Below are 21,632 nucleotides of genomic sequence, written 5' to 3' on the forward strand. Positions count from 1 at the left end.
CCTGATAACAAAACACTCATCAGGAGAATTTAATCTGTTTAATCCCGTTTTTTTATTGTGGCAACACCAGCTCGTCCCGCTCATTCATCTCCCAGAAAGGATTGTGTGCTACCTCAAATAAATGACCATCCGGATCACGAAAGTAGCCACTGTAGCCCCCCCAGAAAACTTCTACTGCCGGTTTTATAATTACTGCGCCCGCTGCCTCCGCCTTTTTCAATACAGCATCCGCTTCAGCTCTGTCTTTTGTGTTATAAGCTAATGTAATACCTCTAAATCCACTCCCTGCTGCAGGCACCTGTGCATCTTCCGCCAGTAAATCCCAAGGATAAATTGATAATACTATTCCGCCCAGCTGAAAAAATGCCACATTATCCTGGCTCGCAGTAGATTTCTTCCATCCTAATCCTTGCTCGTAAAACTGTAAGGCTCTTTGAAAATCACGCACACCCAGCGTAATCAATGTTAATTTCTGACGCATAAAAACGGTTTAAAGCTGTTTGATACAATGGTAAAAGTAGATAGAAATCAGGTTGTACTGTTTGTATAAAAACGACAATCATTGCTGTAAATAAGCAGTAGGACTATAACCGGAAAAAGCGCTGAATTCGCGGGTAAAATGAGCATGATCATAGAAGCCATTATCCAGCGCCAGCGATAATAAAAGACCATTTGATCCTGCTTTCAGCTGTTGTTTGATAGCTATAAAACGAACGATACGGGCAAACGTTTTAGGAGATACGCCTACCTGTTGCAAAAAACATCTTTCATAATTACGGTTACTCATAAACACCTGCGCTGCAAGTGTTGCAACCGCTATATTTCCTTTTGATTGTTTAATGAGAGAAATGGTATGTTGTATCTGTTTACCGGTAACATTGCCGGAAGGCAACTGCTGCAATAAAAAAATCTCGAGACACTTTATTTTCCCTGCTAACGTTTTTGCCTTTGCCAGTAAATTTTGCAGTGTTGTATGCCAGGTAGCAGACACCTCTGCCAATAATAAATGCTGATCCGTAAATAGATGCAAAGGATGACCCATAAAGGCTTTCAAGCCTCCGGGCTGAAAGCGGATACCTAACATACGGGTATTTGCCGTTAAGGAAGCATCGCGGAAGGTAGTCATAGTGCCTACCACAAATGCAGTATGCGGTGCTATGATAATGGCTCCGTCGCCGGCATGCACGATATCTTCACCTATATTAAAAATAATATCAGCACAGGTATCGGGCAAAATCCGATACTGTGCAAAATGTTCCGGTGCAGACACCCAATAGGCATCTACATAAGCAGCTAATAACGGATGTGGCTGAATAGTCTGAAACATACAGCAAGTGTAAGCAATAAATCACAAATTTAATCTCCTGATAACAAAAAGAGCTGCACCGGAAAACCGGCACAGCTCTTAACAGACGGAAAATAAAGCTATGGTAATAAAAAACTATTAAACACGCTGTTATTAATAAGCCTCGCTGGCGGTATTTTCTGCAGCCGCCACCAGTTTACGCTTAGTGCTATAAGCAAAAAACATAGCATTAGAAGTATTCTTTCCTACTGCTACAACCACCGGTACAACACCTGCCTTTTGCAACGGTATCTGTACCAGCAAATAATCAGGGCCCGCACGCAATACCTGCGCGGTAACATCTCCAAAGATCACTTTGTTCTGGTCTTTATCTTCACTAAAACCATGGCCTTTGATCATCAAAAAATTACCTGCATGTCCACTCACGGTTACCGCAGCTGCTGTGCTTTCTTTAGGGTTGGGCGCACAAGCCGTCATGGCTGTTATCATCAGCACAAGGGCTACCACAAACATTTTACAATGTGTCATCTTATTTATTCTTTTTGGGAAGGGTCACAAACCCTGTTACAAATAATTCACCGGGGTTAACACTATCGAGATTGCAACTATTATCAGCAACAGTATATGTCGGTATACAAACGGATGCAAATTTACATCTTATCTACGTAAAAAACATAAGTAAATACAACAAAATTTAAAATTAAGTAGTATTACGTATATGGTTATATGAAGATGATTATTTTATTTTTTCAACACCTGTGCTTTGTTATACTCCCAGTTCATGCGGGCTATATGCAGTACAGATATTTCCTGCGGACACTCCGCCTCACAAGCCTCCGTATTACTGCAATGACCAAAGCCTTCTTTATCCATCTGATCTACCATACGTATTACCCTGTCCTGCGCTTCTATTGCACCCTGCGGCAACAATGCCAGGTGCGATATTTTAGCACTGGTAAATAATGCCGCGCTGGAATTTTTACATACGGCTACACAAGCCCCGCAGCCAATACAAGCGGCAGCATCAAACGCTGCTTCTATTTCAGGCGATCCGATAGGGATGGAATTTGCTTCCGGCGCCTGACCCGTATTTACAGCAATAAAACCACCTGATTGTATCACGCGGTCAAAGGCAGTGCGGTCTATTTTCAGGTCGCACTTTACCGGAAAAGCAATAGCCCTGAATGGTTCTATAAAAATCTCTTCATTATCCTTAAAAACACGCATATGCAACTGACAAGTAGTAGTGTGCAGAAGAGGGCCATGTGCCCGGCCATTAATCATTACACCGCACTGTCCGCAAATACCTTCCCGGCAATCGTGATCAAACTCCACCGGACGCGATCCTTCCTGTAACAGCTGCTCGTTCAGCGTGTCTAACATCTCCAGAAAAGACATATCCGGATTAACATTTTCGAGGAGATAACTTACCATTTTACCGGCGTCATCCCCGCTCTCCTGCCGCCATACTTTTAATCGTATACGCATACACGTTAGTTTAAGTTACTTGTAGCTTCTTACAGTAGGTGTCACAAATTCAAAGTGCAAAGGCTCCTTGTGCAATTGCGGTGTTTTATTGACTCCCGCCCACTCCCACGCAGAGATAAAAGAAAAGTCCTGATCATTACGCATCGCCTCTCCATCCGGTGTCTGATACTCCACACGAAAATGAGCGCCACAGGATTCATTGCGCGTAAGCGCATCATAACACATCAGCTCTCCCAACTCCAGGTAATCTGCTACACGACCCGCTTTTTCCAGCTCACTGTTAATGGCATAACCTCCGGGCACATATAAGTGTTGATAAAACTGTTCCCGCAAAGCAGTGATCTCTTTGATGGCGGCCTCCAATCCTTCACGGGAACGCGTTAAGCCGCATTTATCGTACAAAATTTTACCGAGTGTCTTATGAAAATAATCAGCCCCTAAATTTCCCTGAATGGCTAGCAGGTGCCGCAATTGCGTTTGCACTGTTTCTTCTGCTGCTGCAAAAGCTGCATGACGAATATCTATGGGGCCTGTTTTAATTTCATCTGCCAGATAATTGGCCATGGTGTAAGGTGCAATGAAGTAGCCGTCAATACTCGCCTGTAATAAGGAGTTGGCGCCCAAACGATTGGCGCCGTGATCCGCAAAATTAGCTTCTCCCAATGCAAATAGTCCCGGAATGGTAGTCATCAATTCATAATCCACCCACAGCCCTCCCATGGAAAAATGCGCAGACGGTGATATCCGCATGGGCTCCTGGTAAGCATTTACACCGGTCATTTTTTCGTACATGCGAAAGAGATTCCCGTACTTCTTCCTGATCTTATCCTCTCCCTGATCTTTAATCGCCTTTGAAAAATCGAGATATACCCCATTTTTTAGTGGGCCTACGCCGTAACCTGCATCTATACGCTCTTTGGCAGCGCGGGAAGCAATATCACGGGGAGATAAATTACCAAATGCAGGATAACGACGCTCCAGGTAATAATCTCTTTCCTCTTCCGGAACCTGGTTCGGTAAACGCTGTTCACCTTTATGCTTCGGTACCCAGATGCGGCCATCGTTGCGCAATGATTCAGACATCAGCGTCAGCTTTGACTGGTATTCGCCGGATTGTGGTAAGCTGGTAGGATGTATCTGCGTCCAGCTGGGGCTGGCCATATAAGCACCTCGTTTGTGTGCACGCCAGATAGCAGAGCCATTGCAGCCCATCGCCAATGTGGACAGGTAATAGATCTTACCAAATCCACCGGTAGCCAATACCACCGCGTGAGCGCCATGACGCTCAATTTCGCCGGTATCCATGTTACGCACTATGATACCCCGCGCTTTGCCATCTACTACCACCAAATCCAGCATTTCATGGCGCGCAAACAATTGTACTGCCCCTGCACCTACCTGCCGCATTAATGCCTGGTAAGCGCCCAGCAGCAGCTGTTGCCCGGTTTGTCCGCGTGCATAAAAAGTTCTGGACACCTGCACGCCACCAAAAGAACGGTTGTTCAGATACCCGCCATACTCCCGGCCAAATGGCACACCCTGTGCCACGGCCTGATCTATGAGGTTAGCACTACATTCTGCCAACCGGTATACATTCCCTTCGCGGGCGCGAAAGTCGCCACCCTTAATGGTATCATAAAACATGCGATATACACTGTCGCCATCATTTTTGTAATTCTTACAGGCATTTACCCCTCCCTGCGCGGCCACAGAATGTGCGCGGCGCGGTGTATCCTGAAAACAAAAGCTCTTCACCCTGTATCCCATTTCTCCCAGTGAAGCCGCTATAGAACTACCTGCCAGCCCGGCTCCTACTACTATCACATCCAGCTTTTTACGATTGGCAGGATTCACCAGTTTTGCATGTGCCTTGTAATGATTCCACTTTTCTTCCAGTGGTCCGTCCGGTATTTTAGCATCCAGCATAATCATCTATTTTAAGAAATGAACATACACCGGTATCGCCGCAAACCCGGCACAGATACCAATACTATATGCCCAACCAAAAACTCTGATCCATTGTGCATATCGCGGATGATACACGCCTAACGTTCTTGCGGCGCTGAAAAATCCGTGCAGCAGATGATAGCAGAGCGCTATCATACAAATCACATATATCACTACATACCATAACTCGCTGTAAACAGCCACCACCAATGTATACAAGTCCTTATTGCCCTGCGCATCCAATGGAAGTTGTCCGAATTTATAGATGTACCAAAAGTCGCGCAGATGTATCACCAGGAAAATAAAAATGACAGTGCCCAGCAATCCCATATTGCGGCTATACCACTTGCTCACAGCCCCTCTGCGGTCATAGTGATACTTAATACCACCTGCACGTTTATTCGTTACCGTTATGATAACAGCATACACCACATGTGCAACGATACTCGCGTACAATACGTAGGAAATAATTTTGATAAGGATATTGCCGGACAGCAAGTGAGAGTACGCATTGAACTGTTGATGCGCCTTTTCATCCGGCAGGAACAGCTGCAAATTTCCCAGCAGATGTATTACCAGGAAAGAGCACAGGAACAATCCTGTAAATGCCATCCAGTTTTTCCTGGACAATGTTTGTTGCTTCCGTTGCCCCATAACAATCTTTTTTTAGCAATGCATTACCAGATACCTAATACTTTCCACCATCCACCGCCAATGCCCATCCAGATAAGGAGAAAGACGATACTTAAAACAAAACCACATTTCCACCAATCTTTCAGGTCCACATAGGTGCTACCAAAAAACACGGGTGCGGGTCCGTGTCCATAATGTGTAAGTGTTCCGAATATACCACCGCAAAAGCCCAATACCAGCGCCAGCAACGTTCCTGGTATACCCACAGAAATGCCTACTCCCAGAAATGCGGAATACATAGCTGCCACGTGTGCTGTAGCGCTGGCAAAAATGTAATGACTATAAAAATACACCAGCACAATAATGGGGAAAGCGACCGTCCATTTCATACCACCCACCTGCTGTTTGATAACGTCGCTGAACCAGGGAATAAAGCCTAATGTATTGAGAAAACTTGCCATCATTACCAATGCAGAAAACCATACAATCGTGTCCCATGCTCCTTTTTCAGACTTCACATCCTCCCAGGTGAGCACCTGCGATAACAACAGAAAAACCAGCCCGATTAAAGCAGTGGTAGTAGCATCTATTCCAAATAAATCTCCCGTAATCCACAGGAATAAAAGAATGACAAAAGCCAGTAGCATCAGCCATTCATTTTTGTGTACCGGTCCCATTTCCTTTAGTTTCTCAGCTGCCATGGCAGGTGCATCACCGGTAGATTTCAGTTCGGGAGGATAAATCTTATAAAGAATATAAGGAACGGCAATAATGGAGACTATAGCAGGTACTATAGCCGCTGTAAACCACGACATCCAGGAAATATCAATCCCCATATTTTCCGCGAACTTCTGACACATAGGATTACTAGCTGTTCCTGTTAAGAACATCGAAGAAGTGATAAGGTTCATATTATAGCTGCTCAGGGTAAGATACCCACCCAGCTTACGATGTGTGGCAGGGTCTTCCGGAACAGAGCCAAAGTTCATGGCCATAGATTTCATGATGGGATAGATAATGCCTCCTCCCCTGGCAGTATTACTGGGCACGGCCGGTGCCAGTACCAGATCTGCCAAACCAAGCCCATAGGCTAATCCAAGCGAACTACGCCCAAACACACGGATAAAAAGATAGGCAATACGTTTGCCCAGTCCTGTTTTGATAAATCCGCGGGCAATAAAAAAAGAAATCCCGATCAGCCAGATCACTTTATCCCCAAAGCTGCTAAGGGCGAGGGTTATAGACTTACCGGGATTACCCGGTGCCAGTACTCCGGTAAGTGCGACCAGCGTAATAGCCATCATAGACATCGTGCCCATAGTAGCCGCCTTCATAATAATGCCCAGGATAGTGGCCAGGAAAATAGCCAGCAAATGCCAGGCTTCCGGTTTTACACCTGCAGGCTCCGGTATAAACCAGATGACCAGGCCAAAAGCCACAGTAATTAACAGTTGCGGATATTTGATCTCTTTCATACTGGCTGCAATTTTTTAAAGTCTGCATTGCACCTGAACAATCATCAGGTTGCTGTTATGTGTTTTTGTACCGGGAATATCTTTGTTGTACTGATCTATTTGCATTCCTAACTGTACGCGGCCACCATAATCTTTCAGAAAAGCAAGGCTGATCATGGGAATATAGGTCTGGCGCATATTTCCATCATGCTTTTCATCTTCATTAAAATATTCATACCGCATAGAAAACTCAATGGAAGTAAGTTTGTGGTAACTTATTTTATAGCGGAAATTGGGTAATACATAAATACCATTCATGATGTATTTACTCAACGGTTCTTTACGCAAACTATCTGGTATGGCGTAATAATACTGATGATTGTTGCCCTGTTTATATTCTGTTTGCAGCTGCAGGTCCCATTTTGGCGCCAGCGGAATAACACCGGAAACATCTACCCCCAACGCATACACGCTCTGACGCTTTACAGCACCATAGCCGCCATTGAGTCCCACTGCTATTTTATTCATATTGCCGAATTCCAGCCGGCCGGTACCCAGTTTGCCATTATCGTTATCAGCAGGTTGGTTGCGGTTATTTCCATTTACCACAGAGAGGGCGTATTTCATGGGAACCTTACGCTCTTTATTAAACGAACCAAACATCGATACCCCCACCTGAAAGCTTTGCCAGCCGTTATTGCCAAAGGCATAATACTGATTCGAGAAATCCATCGACTGAATGATATCTACAGGATAAAGATCTTCTAATCCAAAAGACGGCCGGAACTGTCCCACTGTGAAATTGATGGCATCATTCCAGCGATACGAGATAAATGCATTTTCCAGCACTTTGCCTTTAGGGTCGCTGGCGAAATCAGCCAGATTCACCAGCACCGCAGCCATAAAGCGATCGCTCACCTGCGCCTTTACCTGTAGGCGCGCACGTTTCAGACTAAAGCTATTACGCACTACCTCCTCTGCATTGGGTTGATGTACACCATTCACATCCACCTCCCTGTTCAGTGAAACGGTATAACGGGCCTGGAAAACACCTCCCAGCGTTATCTTTTTTAAAAATCCGGCAACTTTCTGTATGGCAGAATCCTTAACAGTACTATCTTTTACGGGAACATTCAATTGCCAGGCATAAGCATTGCCTGTATGGCAAAAGATAAATACGAAGGCGGCAAAAAGGAGTAAACTTCGTTTATGCATGCACGGTTGTTATGTGATTCTGAATAAGCGATTGGAACGGGCTACTTATCCAAATAACATCATGCGGCAGGAAAATGTTTTGTCTTACCCAGGATTATGCTGATTAAAATGATTACACTGATTTTGTTATTAGAAAATAATCAGCATAATCATTTTAATCAGCATAATCCTGGGTAAGACAAAAAAAATCCCGCTCCGGCAAAGCCGGAACGGGACCTTCAAAAGCTTATTCGTGGCTTATTTTACCAGCTTCAGCTCATTAATAATATTTTTAGCACCGCCCAGTTTTTCAATACACCACAATACATAACGCACATCTACACAGATAGTACGGTTGTATTCGGAGTCAAACTGAATTTTGTGGCTCAGCGCTTCGTAGTTACCATCGAAAGCCAGACCAATCAATTCGCCGTTAGCATTGATTACCGGAGAGCCGGAGTTACCACCCGTGATATCATTGGTAGTAATAAAGCCTACTACGATATCGTTACGTTTAGCATCTTTATACTGACCAAAATCTTTCTTCTTGTACAGGTCTAAATAGTTTTCAGGGAGATCAAATTCATAATCACCCGGAACATATTTCTCAATCACACCTTTCATGGTAGTTACGTAATCGTAGTTTACTGCATCGCGTGGAGCGTATGGTTTCACCTGACCATAAGATAACCGCATGGTGAAGTTTGCATCAGGATACCTGTTTGCATTAGGTGTCATTTGGATTACTCCTTTCAGGTAAGCACGGCCAAGATCATTGTTCTTAGCATTGAACTGACTGTATAAAGGGAGATATTTACCAGTATAGTTTTTGAGGAATGTGCTGGCATAAGCAAATGCCGGATCGTTCTGCAGCGTTACTGCATCCGGATTTGATACGAAAGCTTTCCATTTGGCGTCGTCAAAGATGATGGTATTAGCCATCAGGCCTGCAGCCCAGGTGCGGTAAGTGTTCTCTTCATCAAGACTACCATATTTTGTTTTCAGTGCCTCATAAAAACCAATAGGCTGCTGATCTTTAGAGATATCTGTGTAAAACATATGGCAGGTAGCGGCCAGTATTTTTTGATCGCTTGGTTTGTTTTCACTTTCAAGGAAAGTTTTGCGCGCTTTGTCAGCTGCATCTACAGCCAGTTTAGCTGCATCTTTAGCCGCACCTGGTGTTACCAGTGCTTTTTCCACACCTATTAAAGATGCCGCAAAAGCTGCTACCGGAGAGCCTAACACGCCTTCGTTGAGGTAAATGCGTTGTTTTGTATATGGCGCCCATGCTTTATAGGCGGCCTCATAATCGTTGAAGATACTGGCAAATTCAGGTTTACCCTGTGCCCATTTAACAAAAGCAGCTTCCTGTTTTTGTTTGTCAGCCAGCACACCGTGCTTTTCCAGCTGTTTGGTTTCGCCGTCAAAAAATTTCCAGTAGTTAGCAATACCAGCATAAGAAGACGCCAGTTGTAATTTAACAGCCGGATCTTTCTTCATCTGTTCAAACATTGCTTTCAGTCTTACATCACGCAGATTCACCACAGATGGGTTTTCCACAGTAGTTTTCAACTGTACGCCATAAGAAGTTTCATAGCGGTTAGTACCACCAGGATAACCAAAGATCATGGCATAATCATTTTCCTTTACGCCTTTGATAGATACCGGCAGGAAATGTTTAGGTTTTAAAGGAACGTTGTCGGCCGCATATTGAGCGGGTTTACCATCTTTACCGGTATATACACGGAAGATAGAAAAATCACCGGTATGGCGGGGCCATTCCCAGTTATCAGTGTCGCCACCAAATTTACCCACACTTTCAGGAGGCGCACCTACCAGGCGGATATCTTTATAACGCTCATACACAAATAAGAGGTACTGATTGCCTTTGAACATAGGCAGTACTTTGGCTTCGTAGCCTGTATTAGCAATTGCTTTAGTAATAATATCGCTGTAAACCTGTTGTTCTTTCTGTGCTCTTGCAGCGCCATCCAAACCTTTCAGCGTTTCTTCCACTTGTTTGGTAACGTCCTCTACTCTTACCAGGAATTGAACGGACAGCTGGGAAGATGTAATTTCTTCCTGTTTGTTTTTTGCGTAGAAACCATTTTTAAGATAATTATGCGCTACTGAGCTGGCAGCGGCAATGGCGCCATATCCGCAGTGGTGATTGGTAAAGATCAGCCCTTCATTGCTCACAATTTCGCCGGTACAGCCACCACCGAAGATAACAATCGCATCTTTCAGAGATGCTTTATTAATGCTGTACAACTGTTCTTTGGTCAGCTTCAACCCCTTCTTTACCATGTCATTGTACGCCTGCTGCCCTAACAAATAAGGCAACCACATGCCCTCGTCTGCTTTAGCCCATTTTATACTTACGCTAAGCAACAAGAGTAAAACCACTAATTTTTTTCTCATATTAATCAGGTTTTGTTTTTAAGGACCTCAAACCTAGCTATTTTTTCGTTACCGGGTGCAGGGATAAGGATTAACGGCTTATTTGGAACATTTTTTTTATTATTCCGCATTGAACAGAAAACTGGAATATGTTTTGATAAAGGGGGTGGCTGTTTGTAGGCTATGCCACAATTTTACTCAGCGAAAAAAATCTGTGCGATCATGAAAAAAATATTCTTGTTAATGGGCCTTGCCGCGTTTTTCGCCTGCAATGAAAAGAATACCCGGAAAGAAAAGAAAGAAGAAATAAAAGAAGGTGTGGAAAAGGTGGGAGATGATATTAAATCTGCGGCTAACAATGCCGGTGATTATCTTACAGAACAAAAAAAACAGGCCGAAGACGCTATCAGCGAGCGGATTAAGGAAATAGACCAAACCACTGCTGAACTGAAAAAAGAAGGCAGTGAAAAGAGTGATGCCGCCCGTAGAAAGCTGGAATCACTGAAAGCGGAGATGAACAAAAAAATGAAAGACGTGAAGAACAGCAGTGCCGAAACGTGGGACAGTACCCGCGAAGCGGCAGATCAGCTGATGAAAAAGTCGGATAAAGAATGGACCAATTTCAAGCAGGATTTTAGAGATCTGTTTAAGAAGGATTCCGGGAATAGTGTGGAATAACTTCAAAATTCCACATTCTTTGTTCCTTGAACTTTATTCTTGTAATTTTACCCGGCTTAATAGATTTGAATTTGCTACTTTCTTATTATCAGGAATTATTAGTGGAGGCTGGCTGCGATGAAGCCGGAAGAGGGTGCCTGGCAGGCCCGGTGTTTGCTGCGGCGGTGATATTACCACCAAAATTCAAGCATCCGTTGCTGAATGACTCAAAACAAATGAAGGCATCAGACAGGGATAAGCTGAGAACAGTGATAGAGAAAAAAGCTTTGTGCTTTGCTGTAGCGAGTGTGGATAATGTAGAAATAGACAAGATAAATATATTAAAAGCTTCCTTCAAGGCCATGCACCTGGCATTGGAGCAGCTGCATCAGCAACCTGAATTCATACTGGTAGATGGTAATCGCTTTTATGCATATGGGAACACGCCACACGCCTGTATTATACAGGGGGATGGTAAATATGCTTCCATTGCAGCGGCTTCTGTTCTGGCCAAAACATACCGGGATGAATATATGCAGCAATTACATGCTGTATATCCTCATTTTGGCTGGGATGTGAATAAAGGATACCCTACGAAACAGCACCGTAATGCCATTCGGGAGTTTGGCGATACGCCCTACCACCGGAAAACATTCCGCCTGTTGCCGGAACAATTGGAATTAGAACTGTGAAAAAGCAATTAGCAGTTAGGCATTAGCAGTTAACTAAATGCTAACAGCTAAAGCCTAAGAGCCTGGTTAACCTTATACTTATTAATTTTGCCCTCATAGGGAACGATTATGTTAAAGCAGACACAACAGCAAAAATTATTACAGAAGCTTTCACCCCAGCAAATTCAGCTCATGAAATTGCTGCAGGTACCTACTGTCAACCTGGAAGAAAGGATTAAAGAAGAACTGGAGGAGAATCCTGCGCTGGAATACGGTGAAGAGTCTAACGATGAAGAATTTAAAGAGCAGGAAGAGTTTGAAACGCCCGCGGAAGAGGAAGAATTTGAACCGGATGGTAGCGAGAACGAATATGACAATATAGATATTTCTGAATATGTGAGTGAGGGAGATGATGATGTAGCAGATTATAAGCTGCGGGATGATAACTACCCGGATCCGGATGAAAGCAACAAAACCATCCCGATCAGAGTAGAAACATCTTTTCATGAACACTTACTGAGCCAGCTGGGAATGCTGGAGCTGGACGACCATCAGAATGCCATTGCACAACATATTATTGGTAGCATTGACGATGATGGTTATCTGCGCAGAGAGATCAGCTCTATGGTAGATGATTTGTCTTTTTCCCAGAATATAGATACTACAGAAGATGAGCTGCGGGAGCTGATCAAAAAGATCCAGGACTTTGACCCTGCCGGTGTATGTGCTACTGATCTGAAAGAATGTTTGTTGTTACAGTTAAAACGTAAATCACAGGATGATCCCGGCGTGCATACTGCTTACCTGATCCTCGAGAATTATTTCGACGAGTTTACCAAGAAACATTACGAAAAGATACAGAAGGCACTGAGCCTCACCGATGAAGCGCTGAAGGAGTCTATCACACAGATTATTAAGCTGACACCTAAACCGGGAGGTAATTTTGCCACCCTTAATAAGGCGGAGAGTTATGTACTTCCTGACTTCTTTATTTTAAATAATGCCGGCAAACTGGAGCTCACCCTCAATTCCCGCAATGCACCGGACCTCCGTATTTCCGGCGGCTACCGGGAAATGCTGAAAGAATATGATCGCGGAGATAAGAAAGATAAGCGGCAGAAGGAAGCAGTATTGTTCATCAAACAAAAAATTGACGCGGCTAAATGGTTCATAGATGCCATTAAACAGCGACAACATACTTTGTTATCCACCATGGAATCAATCATGGATTATCAACGGGAGTTTTTCCTCACCGGTGATGAAACCACCATGAAACCCATGATCCTGAAGGATATTGCAGACCGTACACAACTGGATATATCCACTGTGAGCCGTGTAGCCAACAGTAAATATGTACAAACGGAGTTCGGCACTTTCAAGCTGAAATTTTTCTTCTCTGAATCTTTATCAACAGATAGTGGTGAAGAAGTATCTACCAGGGAAGTGAAGAAAATTTTGTCTGATCTCATAGAAGCAGAAAATAAGCGGAAGCCGCTCAGTGATGAGAATCTGACTAAAATGCTGCAGGACAAAGGTTACAACATTGCGCGCCGTACGGTGGCAAAATACAGGGAGCAGCTGAATATTCCGGTGGCCCGTTTACGTAAAGAATTATAAGAATTACACCATGCAAGAACAAGCAGTACTGGACCGGGACGGACATTTACATATGAAGCCGGAGTTTTCTCCTGTTATGAGATCAATCGCGCAGGTGATTTCTTATCTCACACATCCGCTATTTATTCCTGTGCTGGTTACCTTCCTGGTACTGGAATCTATTCCCGAATACATGGTGGCATTTAAGGTGCAGAGCAAACGTTTTGCATTTGATATGCTGTATATCAGGGTGGTTATTATTAGTGTAGGTTTTCCACTACTTTCTGTTTTTCTGGCAAAAGCACTGGGATTTATTTCTTCTGTATATATGAAAACGCAACGTGACCGGATCATTCCGTACGTAGCGATGATTACTTATTATTTTTGGGCATTCTATACTTTTTTCCAGGAAGGACGGGCGCCCAAGTTTTATACAGCCTTTTTTCTGGGTGTATTTCTTTCTATCTCTATCTCTTTTGTATCCAATAATTTTATAAAAACCAGCATGCATACGGTAGGCTGGGGTGGTGTGATTGGCTTTTTACTGTCATTAATGTGGGGGATGCATATGAATGTGTCTGTTCCGCTGGTAATCACATTTTTTGTAGCGGCTATAGTTGCTACGGCGCGTCTTGTGCTGGAGGCTCATACTCCGCGTGAGATTTATATTGGCTTTCTCATTGGTATCCTGTCGCAGCTGGCTGCGTGCTGGATATTGGTTAAATAAAAAGTTTCACCATTCTAAATTCCCTATTCCTTGTTCGTTATTTGTCTCTTACAAATGAACGCAACAAGGAAAAGGGAACAAAGAATATAGAATGGCGAATAAAAAAATTTTGGGGTTTAACCTGGACCGCTTCACTCGTACTTCCGTTAACATGGATGCAAAGGCCGCAAGGCAGGCTAACAAACAACTAACAAACAGTAGGGGTTAACTCTCAACAACTAAACTTGACTCTGCAAAAGTCAAACATTCTATCTTGATACTCAAGCGTATAACTACGCTTTTTAAAAATGCAGTAGAATTCTCATATTTCGCCCGGCATAATTTTTTTTAAAGATTTATTGTTACGCACATTCAATGCGTAATGGATTAGCATCTTTGTTATGCCATTGCGGGTTAACCCTTAAAAATATTCGCATAGGATTGGATCAGGAGTAAAAGAGAGGAGCAGCAGAATACTAGTTTATTTAGCATTTAAAAGAAATTGCTAAAATATTTAGGAAAATAAAAAATTAGATCATAACTTAGCAATCCAATTGTGATTTGCATTCTGTTTATGATTTGCTATCTTTTAAATTTGTAAAAAATACTAATTAATATGTCTACAGCCAATGCAGAAAAACTGAAGGCCCTGCGCCTCACAATGGACAAAATAGAGAAGGATTTCGGTAAGGGATCTGTGATGATGATGGGTGAGAAAGCAGAAGCACCAATGGAGATTATTTCTACCGGTTCTTTAGGACTTGATATTGCACTTGGAATTGGTGGTTTACCGAAAGGAAGAATCATAGAGATATATGGTCCGGAATCTTCTGGTAAAACAACCGTTGCAATACATACTATAGCAGAAGCACAGAAAAAGGGCGGTATTTGCGCTATTATAGATGCGGAGCATGCTTTTGACAGCAGCTATGCAAGAAGATTGGGAGTTGATGTTGATTCCCTGTTAATATCTCAACCGGATCACGGTGAACAGGCGCTGGAAATAGCAGATCGTCTGATCCTCTCCGGTGCAGTAGATGTAGTAGTGATTGACTCCGTAGCAGCACTGGTACCTAAAGCTGAGCTGGAAGGAGAAATGGGTGAAAGTAAAATGGGCTTACAGGCTCGTTTGATGTCACAGGCGCTGCGTAAATTAACCGCTACCATTTCCAAAACAAACTGTTGCTGCATATTCATTAACCAGTTGCGTGAAAAGATAGGCGTTATGTTTGGAAACCCAGAAACCACTACCGGTGGTAACGCGTTAAAATTCTACGCATCTGTGAGATTGGATATACGCCGTATGAGCCAGATCAAAGATGGCGATGAAGCAGTAGGTAACCGTGTTAAAGTAAAAGTGGTAAAAAATAAAGTAGCTCCTCCTTTCCGTCAGGCTGAATTCGATATCATCTATGGACAGGGTATCTCTAAAATGGGTGAAGTTATTGACATGGGTGTTGAATATGGTGTTGTGCAGAAGAGTGGTAGCTGGTTTAGCTACGATACCACCAAACTTGGACAGGGCCGCGATGCAGTAAAACAACTGCTGAACGATAATCCTGAGCTGGCAGCAGAAATAGAAGCAAAGATCAAAGTAAAAATTATAGAAAAACAGGAAGCTTAGTTGTTGTTTTTCGATTGAATTTTGAATAAGTGTTGAATTAAAACATTGTATTAAATATACATAGAAGTTAGTTTTAGTTTTAGTAAGCATTGGGTTAGTATGCGCATCCCTGCCTTATCCTGGGCGGGGATTTTTTTGCGTGTACATTTTCCACACATTGTGTAAGGATTATCACTGCAATACAAGGACAACCTAACTAATAACACAATGTCAACCGAAGGAATAGCTTTACAGCATTACCCTTGCCCAATTTGAACACAGCACAAAATATTTAATAGAAAAGAGAAGCCGCCCCATTTAAATGGAGCGGCTTCTCTTTTACTAGTTATCTTAAAATCATTAAGCTTCTGCTTTCATACCCTTAGCTGATCTCTTACGTTCTTCTTCGTCCAGAATGGTTTTACGCATGCGGATAAAGTTAGGCGTAACCTCGATACACTCATCATGCTGGATGTACTCCATACATTCTTCCAGTGTCATCAGGATCTTAGGTGCAATGTTAGCAGCACCATCGGTTCCGCTCGCACGCATGTTGGTCAGTTTCTTACCTTCATTCGGGTTTACAACGAGATCGCCTGGCTTATTAGTTTCGCCAATGATCATACCCTTGTATACTTCTTCTCCCGGATCAACAAAGAAAGATCCTCTATCCTGCAGCTTGTCCAATGAGTAACCGGTAGTAGTACCAGCTTCTTTGGCAATCAGCACACCGTTGTTACGGCCTGGGATAGCACCTTTCCATGGTTTATAATCATTAAAGCGATGTGCCATTACAGCTTCACCAGCAGTAGCGGTCAGCATCTGTGTACGCAAACCAATCAAACCACGGGCAGGAATTTCAAATTCCAGGTGTTGCATTTCACCCTTGGTTTCCATGATCATCATTTCACCTTTACGACGGGTTACCAGGTCAATCACCTTGCTCGCAAAATCCTGCGGAACATCTACCACGAGTATTTCGTATGGTTCGCATTTTTTGCCATCAACCATCTTCACAATTACCTGAGGCTGACCAACAGTCAACTCATAACCTTCACGACGCATGGTTTCAATCAAGATACCTAAGTGCAGGATACCACGGCCATAAACCATGAAGCTATCAGCATTTTCAGAATCCGTAACACGCAGTGCCAGGTTCTTTTCAGTTTCTTTCATCAAACGATCACGTAAGTGACGGGAAGTAACGAATTTACCATCTTTACCATAGAACGGTGAGTTGTTGATACCAAACAGCATGTTCATGGTTGGCTCATCTACACTGATCACTGGTAATGCTTCTGGTTCTTCTGCATCAGCAATAGTATCACCGATGTTAAAGTCTTCAATACCTACTACAGCACAAATATCACCGGCAAATACTTTAGTTACTCTTCTCTTACCTAATGCTTCAAATATGTACAACTCACGCACTTTCTGCTTTTTGTTGGTACCATCTGCCTGCATTAACATAATCCACTGGTTTTCTTCAATGGAAGCACGCGCTACTTTACCTACTGCAATACGACCCAGGAAAGAAGAATAATCCAGGGAAGTGATTTGCATCTGCAGGTTACCATCTGGTGTTTTAGGTTCCGGAACAAATTCCAGGATACCATCCATCAGTGGAGTAATATCTTCGCTCTGTTCTAATGAACTGTTGAACCAGCCATTTTTACCGGAGCCATAAAAAGTCGGGAAGTTCAGCTGCTCTTCTGTTGCATCCAGGTTAAAGAACAATTCAAAAACCGCGTCATGTACTTCGTCAGGACGACAGTTAGCCTTGTCCACCTTGTTGATAACAACAATAGGTTTCAGGTTCAGCTGTAAAGCTTTCTGCAACACAAAACGGGTTTGTGGCATAGGGCCTTCAAAAGCATCCACCAACAAGATAACACCATCAGCCATTTTCAATACCCGCTCAACCTCACCACCAAAGTCGGCGTGGCCTGGAGTATCAATCACATTGATTTTGGTTCCCTTGTACTCAACAGAAGCGTTCTTGCTGAATATGGTGATACCACGCTCTCTTTCAAGATCGTTACTATCCATGATCAGTTCTCCTGATTCCTGGTTAGCCCGGAATACATTAGCTTGATGAAGGATTTTGTCAACCAAAGTAGTTTTACCATGGTCTACGTGTGCAATAATTGCGATATTACGAATGTTCATATACTTATGTCTTTAGCTATCAGCCATTAACAAAATTTACGCTAATAGCTACAAAAAGAAGGCGCAAAGGTACGAAAAGCTAGCGAGAATGAAGGGTTCACGTTTTAAATAAATGTAATCATTTGGTCACTTGAAATACACCATTCCTAACAGACTGATTGTCATTGTTTTACAATTAGTTATAACCTAATATTGCAACCAAATAGTTTTGTGGCGCTGGTTTTAGCCACCCCTGCCTTTAATCAGCATAATCCATCTCCCGGGAAAAAGAAATTATACCAGCCGGCCATCGTATCTCTCCTTTAATTATAACTATACCAAAACACAGCAAATACCAACCCAGAATATTATGTTGCCTTAATACAAAATGCTATTCATTCAGCAATTTCACCACATAATCCAACGCACTTTGGTTAGCGGGGTTATCCAGTGCATGAGCAATATCCAGCTTTTCACGGGAGGTAAGATGCCAGGACAAAGCAGCCGCTTTATCCTGCTTTTGTGGCACATATTGGAAGATCACACGATGGAACTTATCCGGGAAGTAACCTTCCATATAATTCAGCAGGTCGTCCTGATCAAAGTCCTGCATGGCACTCCAATGCTGCTGCATAGTAAATAGCGGCTCAAACAGCAGATCACTAAGGTCTTTTGTTTTTTTAATGGGAGAGATATCGTTTTTGCGGGTATCTCGGATCTGTATATACACCACTCCGCTGGTGTTTTCATTGATCCATTTATTGAAAGTATACAAATAACGTAAGGTAGTTTGTTGCCCGAAATTATCGCGAATACCGGCATCCATCACATCTACAATGGGGTTGCTGGGTAAAAATGCGTTAGGCAATACATACGGAAAAGTAGCACACATCCGGATAGCACTGGTAACGCGTAAGTCCATCGCATCCTGTGCAGCAAAGTATTGCGCAAAATCCACCCCGTCAATATCACGTACCTGGCGGGTAGGATAAAGATATTGCGGACTGCACAAATAGCTGATGGGTTGTGGCGAAATCATCAGCCGGCGGCCATCCGCATTGATGGTGGTGTTCCATATAAGCATAGGGATCTCCGCCTTTTCTTCCGGTAACCGGTAGTCTTTCAACGTTTTATCCAATATACTATCGGTATGTTCATTCAGCTGCATTTCAAAGGCATATCCCCTGTCTTTGGCATATTGGTTTTTGCCGATTTTAAAACTTCTCCATGGCGTAATAAAATCATTTACTGCCAGGGCCGTAAAAACAGAATTGAGCAAATCACGCGAAACCTTTTCTGCATATATATTGTCACCCAACCTGATGGGCTTGCCCTGTTGCTGTTCATAATATAGTTCCCGAAAATAGCTGGCTCCCAACATACCGCCGGAAGCTCCCGTCATCAGTACCGTATGTTTCATCAAACGGCCTTGCAGCAAGCTATCAAGTCGTTGTAATACGTTAAGTGTCCAGGTAGCAGAACGACTTCCTCCCCCGCTGAAGTTCATCACAATCAATGGCGGCTTCTTATCTGCCGGGAATTTTGCTCTCCAGGTATCTAATATTTGCAGGGTATGTTTCCTGTCTGCCTCGTATTTATCTCTTGTAAAAAACTTTTGTAAGGCAGCAACACTATATTCAGGCCGCTCTTTCTTTTGACGGTAGTTCAGGCCGTAAGCTTTGTTGCGGTTATCAACCCAATTGTGTTCTACCATCCAGTTCAGGCCAAACAACATCACCAGCAATATGGGAATAGACCAGGTTTGCAGCATATATGAATACGCACCAGCTACACCTATCAAGAAGGCAAAGAATATAAGTACACTGGCTCCTGCAGGAATCCTGAATACGTCATAATCCATCATATAAGCCAGTATTACCAGGAAGATCAGTGCACAGCCTACGGTGATCATGGCGGCAAAATGATGCTGCTTGAGGATACCATCCAGGTAATGCTTGTTGTAATGGTCCACATTCCGGGCCCTGCGGATACGCCAGGGGGTGGAAAAGTAGTTATGTACCGGTAATGCATTTTCATCCGGTTCCTGCGTAGGCTTCATGATCATCCGCAGGAAGTTGCGCGGATTCCCAAAACGCTTCTCCAGCCGTCGTCCGATGTTTTTATCTGCATTAAAAAAATAAAAGAAACAGAAGAAGATGATAAATAGTACCCCGCAGATGAATCCTTCTCCCAGCAACAAAATTTCCGGAATGGTACTCAGCTGTTCATAGCGCTGATACTGCCATCCACGATAAAGGATGCTGATAAAAAAAACCAGCGGAATAATTGAATTATTCAGACAATACCTGAAGAAAGGCTGTGAAGTAGTGGCCAGAAATTTAAAACGGCCGGTATGTAATATGAAAGTGGTGATTTGCCAACTCATGACAAACATGCCAGTAGCAAGCCCCAGAATGGTTGTGCTGTAAAAGTTTACCTTGCCCAGGTATTCTGGTGCCAGATATAACGCATCTCCACCAAATACTTTCGCAAAGCCTCCGTTGATAGTACTGAATAATATCACCCAGAAGATGAGTAGTATCTGATACTTTCTGAAATGCAGCAATACTAACTGTATAGGGAAAGAATAGTAAATTTTTATTAGTAATAGCTTCACCTTCATCAGACGATTATTACGAATAAACTTACGCAAATAATTATGATTTACGAATTACTATTATTTGTTAACACTACCCACTCCCCGGCTCAGATAAAATGTCCAGACCAATGATAATAACAGCAGCATTCCTACACCCTGATGGAGGATACCATAGCTTACGGGTATTTTAATCTGGCTGTTAAGCAGGGTGAGCACTCCCAGCAATACCTGTAATAAAACCAGCAGTAGCGGTAAATAACGGGTAACGTGCAGCAGACTATTGGTGGGCGTTTGTGCAGATTTCCACCACCACAAAGCTATCAGGATCGTGATCAGATACGCCAGACCGCGATGTATAAATTGAATAGTAATAGGATTATGTACAATATCAGTTGCAAACCCGCCCTGAGAAAACATGCCTGCGGGTATCCAGGAGCCATTGATATCCGGCCAGGTATTAGCCACAAGGGCAGTATGCAAACCAGCCATAAACGCGCCGTAAACCAGCTGTATACCTACTAATGCCAGCAGCCATATATTCAGTGTGCGCAAAGCAGGTACTTTTAATATTTCTGTAGGGCGTACACTTAGTTTCAATGCAAACCAAAACACATAACATAACAACACCAGTGCTGCAATAAAGTGCACAGCCAGGCGGATATGATTCACATACAGATTTTCTTCATTCAATCCACTCATTACCATGATCCAGCCAATAACGCCCTGCAGGCCTCCCAGCAGGAACAATATGAGCATAGGATTGATCATGCTTTTATTGATCTTCTTTGTTATAATAAAATAAATAAACGGCACGATGAACACCAGACCCATTAAGCGTGCCCAGTCACGGTGCAGCCACTCCCAGAAATAGATAAATTTGAAATCCGCTAAAGTGAAGTGATTATTGATATATTGATATTGGGCTATTTTTTTATATCCATCAAAAGCTTCCTGCCAGGCATGCTCATTCATAGGCGGCAGAGCGCCCAGTATAAGCTTCCATTCAGTAATAGACAAGCCGGAACCGGTTAAACGGGTCAGGCCACCCAGGAGTACCTGTACTATTAACATACCCACGCCTATATATAACCAGATGGCTACCGGGCGGTTATTCTTTATTGTACCTGCTTCTTTTAATATAACTGTTTCCATAAACGATGCAAAATTATGTCAGAAAAAATGAACAGGCGACAAGAAGCTTGAAATTTCTCACATTATTTTAACAATGGC

Annotated in this window: 17 protein-coding genes; 5 read left to right on the plus strand and 12 right to left on the minus strand. The window is 43.1% G+C overall.

Translation table 11 applies throughout. The annotated features are described in order from the left end of the window. Nucleotides 1–52: 52 nt before the first annotated feature. The 9 genes from CLV51_RS02605 to CLV51_RS02645 all read right to left on the minus strand — a co-directional run bounded on the left by CLV51_RS02605 (nucleotide 53) and on the right by CLV51_RS02645 (nucleotide 10,443). The gene (locus CLV51_RS02605; RefSeq protein ID WP_106526447.1) at nucleotides 53–481 is read right to left on the minus strand and encodes a VOC family protein; all 429 of its coding nucleotides are present in this window, start codon (nucleotides 479–481) and stop codon (nucleotides 53–55) included. 78 nt (nucleotides 482–559) lie between these two features. Continuing rightward, the gene (locus CLV51_RS02610) at nucleotides 560–1,327 is read right to left on the minus strand and encodes an AraC family transcriptional regulator (protein ID WP_106526448.1); all 768 of its coding nucleotides are present in this window, start codon (nucleotides 1,325–1,327) and stop codon (nucleotides 560–562) included. Between the two features lie 132 nt (nucleotides 1,328–1,459). After that, nucleotides 1,460–1,834 carry an IPT/TIG domain-containing protein gene (locus CLV51_RS02615; protein WP_106526449.1) on the minus strand — a complete coding sequence of 125 codons (375 nt, stop codon included), beginning with the start codon at nucleotides 1,832–1,834 and terminating at the stop codon, nucleotides 1,460–1,462. 213 nt (nucleotides 1,835–2,047) lie between these two features. Continuing rightward, on the minus strand, nucleotides 2,048–2,794 hold the full coding sequence (locus CLV51_RS02620) for a succinate dehydrogenase/fumarate reductase iron-sulfur subunit (RefSeq protein WP_106526450.1): 747 nt from the start codon (nucleotides 2,792–2,794) through the stop codon (nucleotides 2,048–2,050). A 15-nt stretch (nucleotides 2,795–2,809) separates the two neighbouring features. After that, on the minus strand, nucleotides 2,810–4,720 hold the full coding sequence (locus tag CLV51_RS02625) for a fumarate reductase/succinate dehydrogenase flavoprotein subunit (protein WP_211301929.1): 1,911 nt from the start codon (nucleotides 4,718–4,720) through the stop codon (nucleotides 2,810–2,812). 6 nt (nucleotides 4,721–4,726) lie between these two features. Next, nucleotides 4,727–5,395, minus strand: coding sequence for a succinate dehydrogenase cytochrome b subunit (locus CLV51_RS02630; RefSeq protein WP_106526451.1), 669 nt, complete (start codon nucleotides 5,393–5,395; stop codon nucleotides 4,727–4,729). A 23-nt stretch (nucleotides 5,396–5,418) separates the two neighbouring features. Next, the gene (locus CLV51_RS02635) at nucleotides 5,419–6,849 is read right to left on the minus strand and encodes an anion permease (protein WP_106526452.1); all 1,431 of its coding nucleotides are present in this window, start codon (nucleotides 6,847–6,849) and stop codon (nucleotides 5,419–5,421) included. A 15-nt stretch (nucleotides 6,850–6,864) separates the two neighbouring features. Next, on the minus strand, nucleotides 6,865–8,043 hold the full coding sequence (locus tag CLV51_RS02640; protein WP_106526453.1) for a porin: 1,179 nt from the start codon (nucleotides 8,041–8,043) through the stop codon (nucleotides 6,865–6,867). 237 nt (nucleotides 8,044–8,280) lie between these two features. Further along, nucleotides 8,281–10,443: a S46 family peptidase gene (locus tag CLV51_RS02645; protein WP_106526454.1), complete on the minus strand. Its 2,163-nt coding sequence runs from the start codon at nucleotides 10,441–10,443 to the stop codon at nucleotides 8,281–8,283. A gap of 201 nt (nucleotides 10,444–10,644) precedes the next feature. Between CLV51_RS02645 and CLV51_RS02650 the strand changes: the two genes are divergently transcribed. From CLV51_RS02650 to recA, 5 genes are all read left to right on the plus strand, one after another. After that, nucleotides 10,645–11,100 (plus strand): hypothetical protein, encoded by a 456-nt coding sequence (locus CLV51_RS02650; protein ID WP_106526455.1) that lies wholly within the window; start codon nucleotides 10,645–10,647, stop codon nucleotides 11,098–11,100. 71 nt (nucleotides 11,101–11,171) lie between these two features. After that, on the plus strand, nucleotides 11,172–11,771 hold the full coding sequence (locus CLV51_RS02655; protein ID WP_106527563.1) for a ribonuclease HII: 600 nt from the start codon (nucleotides 11,172–11,174) through the stop codon (nucleotides 11,769–11,771). A gap of 108 nt (nucleotides 11,772–11,879) precedes the next feature. Then, a complete protein-coding gene (rpoN, locus tag CLV51_RS02660; protein WP_106526456.1) occupies nucleotides 11,880–13,367 on the plus strand; it encodes an RNA polymerase factor sigma-54 in 1,488 nt (495 codons plus the stop codon). A gap of 10 nt (nucleotides 13,368–13,377) precedes the next feature. Further along, nucleotides 13,378–14,073: a hypothetical protein gene (locus tag CLV51_RS02665; protein ID WP_106526457.1), complete on the plus strand. Its 696-nt coding sequence runs from the start codon at nucleotides 13,378–13,380 to the stop codon at nucleotides 14,071–14,073. Nucleotides 14,074–14,668: 595 nt separating this feature from the next. Then, a complete protein-coding gene (gene recA / locus CLV51_RS02670) occupies nucleotides 14,669–15,676 on the plus strand; it encodes a recombinase RecA (protein WP_106526458.1) in 1,008 nt (335 codons plus the stop codon). 339 nt (nucleotides 15,677–16,015) lie between these two features. On the opposite strand, the gene typA is transcribed toward recA, so the two are convergent. The 3 genes from typA to CLV51_RS02685 form a co-directional block, all read right to left on the minus strand. Then, on the minus strand, nucleotides 16,016–17,824 hold the full coding sequence (gene typA / locus CLV51_RS02675) for a translational GTPase TypA (protein ID WP_106526459.1): 1,809 nt from the start codon (nucleotides 17,822–17,824) through the stop codon (nucleotides 16,016–16,018). Between the two features lie 370 nt (nucleotides 17,825–18,194). Continuing rightward, on the minus strand, nucleotides 18,195–20,456 hold the full coding sequence (locus CLV51_RS02680) for a patatin-like phospholipase family protein (RefSeq protein WP_146151213.1): 2,262 nt from the start codon (nucleotides 20,454–20,456) through the stop codon (nucleotides 18,195–18,197). Between the two features lie 24 nt (nucleotides 20,457–20,480). Next, on the minus strand, nucleotides 20,481–21,554 hold the full coding sequence (locus CLV51_RS02685) for a COX15/CtaA family protein (protein WP_106526461.1): 1,074 nt from the start codon (nucleotides 21,552–21,554) through the stop codon (nucleotides 20,481–20,483). Between the last annotated feature and the right edge of the window lie 78 nt (nucleotides 21,555–21,632).

The organism is Chitinophaga niastensis, assembly GCF_003014755.1.
GTDB lineage: Bacteria > Bacteroidota > Bacteroidia > Chitinophagales > Chitinophagaceae > Chitinophaga > Chitinophaga niastensis.

Coding starts and splice junctions, on each gene's coding strand:
- CLV51_RS02610 (WP_106526448.1), bottom strand. CDS start 1,327: ATGTTTCAGACTATTCAGCCACATCCGTTATTAGCTGCTTATGTAGAT.
- CLV51_RS02635 (WP_106526452.1), bottom strand. CDS start 6,849: ATGAAAGAGATCAAATATCCGCAACTGTTAATTACTGTGGCTTTTGGC.
- CLV51_RS02665 (WP_106526457.1), top strand. CDS start 13,378: ATGCAAGAACAAGCAGTACTGGACCGGGACGGACATTTACATATGAAG.
- CLV51_RS02685 (WP_106526461.1), bottom strand. CDS start 21,554: ATGGAAACAGTTATATTAAAAGAAGCAGGTACAATAAAGAATAACCGC.
- CLV51_RS02640 (WP_106526453.1), bottom strand. CDS start 8,043: ATGCATAAACGAAGTTTACTCCTTTTTGCCGCCTTCGTATTTATCTTT.
- rpoN (WP_106526456.1), top strand. CDS start 11,880: ATGTTAAAGCAGACACAACAGCAAAAATTATTACAGAAGCTTTCACCC.
- CLV51_RS02625 (WP_211301929.1), bottom strand. CDS start 4,720: ATGCTGGATGCTAAAATACCGGACGGACCACTGGAAGAAAAGTGGAAT.
- CLV51_RS02620 (WP_106526450.1), bottom strand. CDS start 2,794: ATGCGTATACGATTAAAAGTATGGCGGCAGGAGAGCGGGGATGACGCC.
- CLV51_RS02630 (WP_106526451.1), bottom strand. CDS start 5,395: ATGGGGCAACGGAAGCAACAAACATTGTCCAGGAAAAACTGGATGGCA.
- typA (WP_106526459.1), bottom strand. CDS start 17,824: ATGAACATTCGTAATATCGCAATTATTGCACACGTAGACCATGGTAAA.
- CLV51_RS02650 (WP_106526455.1), top strand. CDS start 10,645: ATGAAAAAAATATTCTTGTTAATGGGCCTTGCCGCGTTTTTCGCCTGC.
- CLV51_RS02615 (WP_106526449.1), bottom strand. CDS start 1,834: ATGACACATTGTAAAATGTTTGTGGTAGCCCTTGTGCTGATGATAACA.
- CLV51_RS02645 (WP_106526454.1), bottom strand. CDS start 10,443: ATGAGAAAAAAATTAGTGGTTTTACTCTTGTTGCTTAGCGTAAGTATA.
- CLV51_RS02605 (WP_106526447.1), bottom strand. CDS start 481: ATGCGTCAGAAATTAACATTGATTACGCTGGGTGTGCGTGATTTTCAA.
- recA (WP_106526458.1), top strand. CDS start 14,669: ATGTCTACAGCCAATGCAGAAAAACTGAAGGCCCTGCGCCTCACAATG.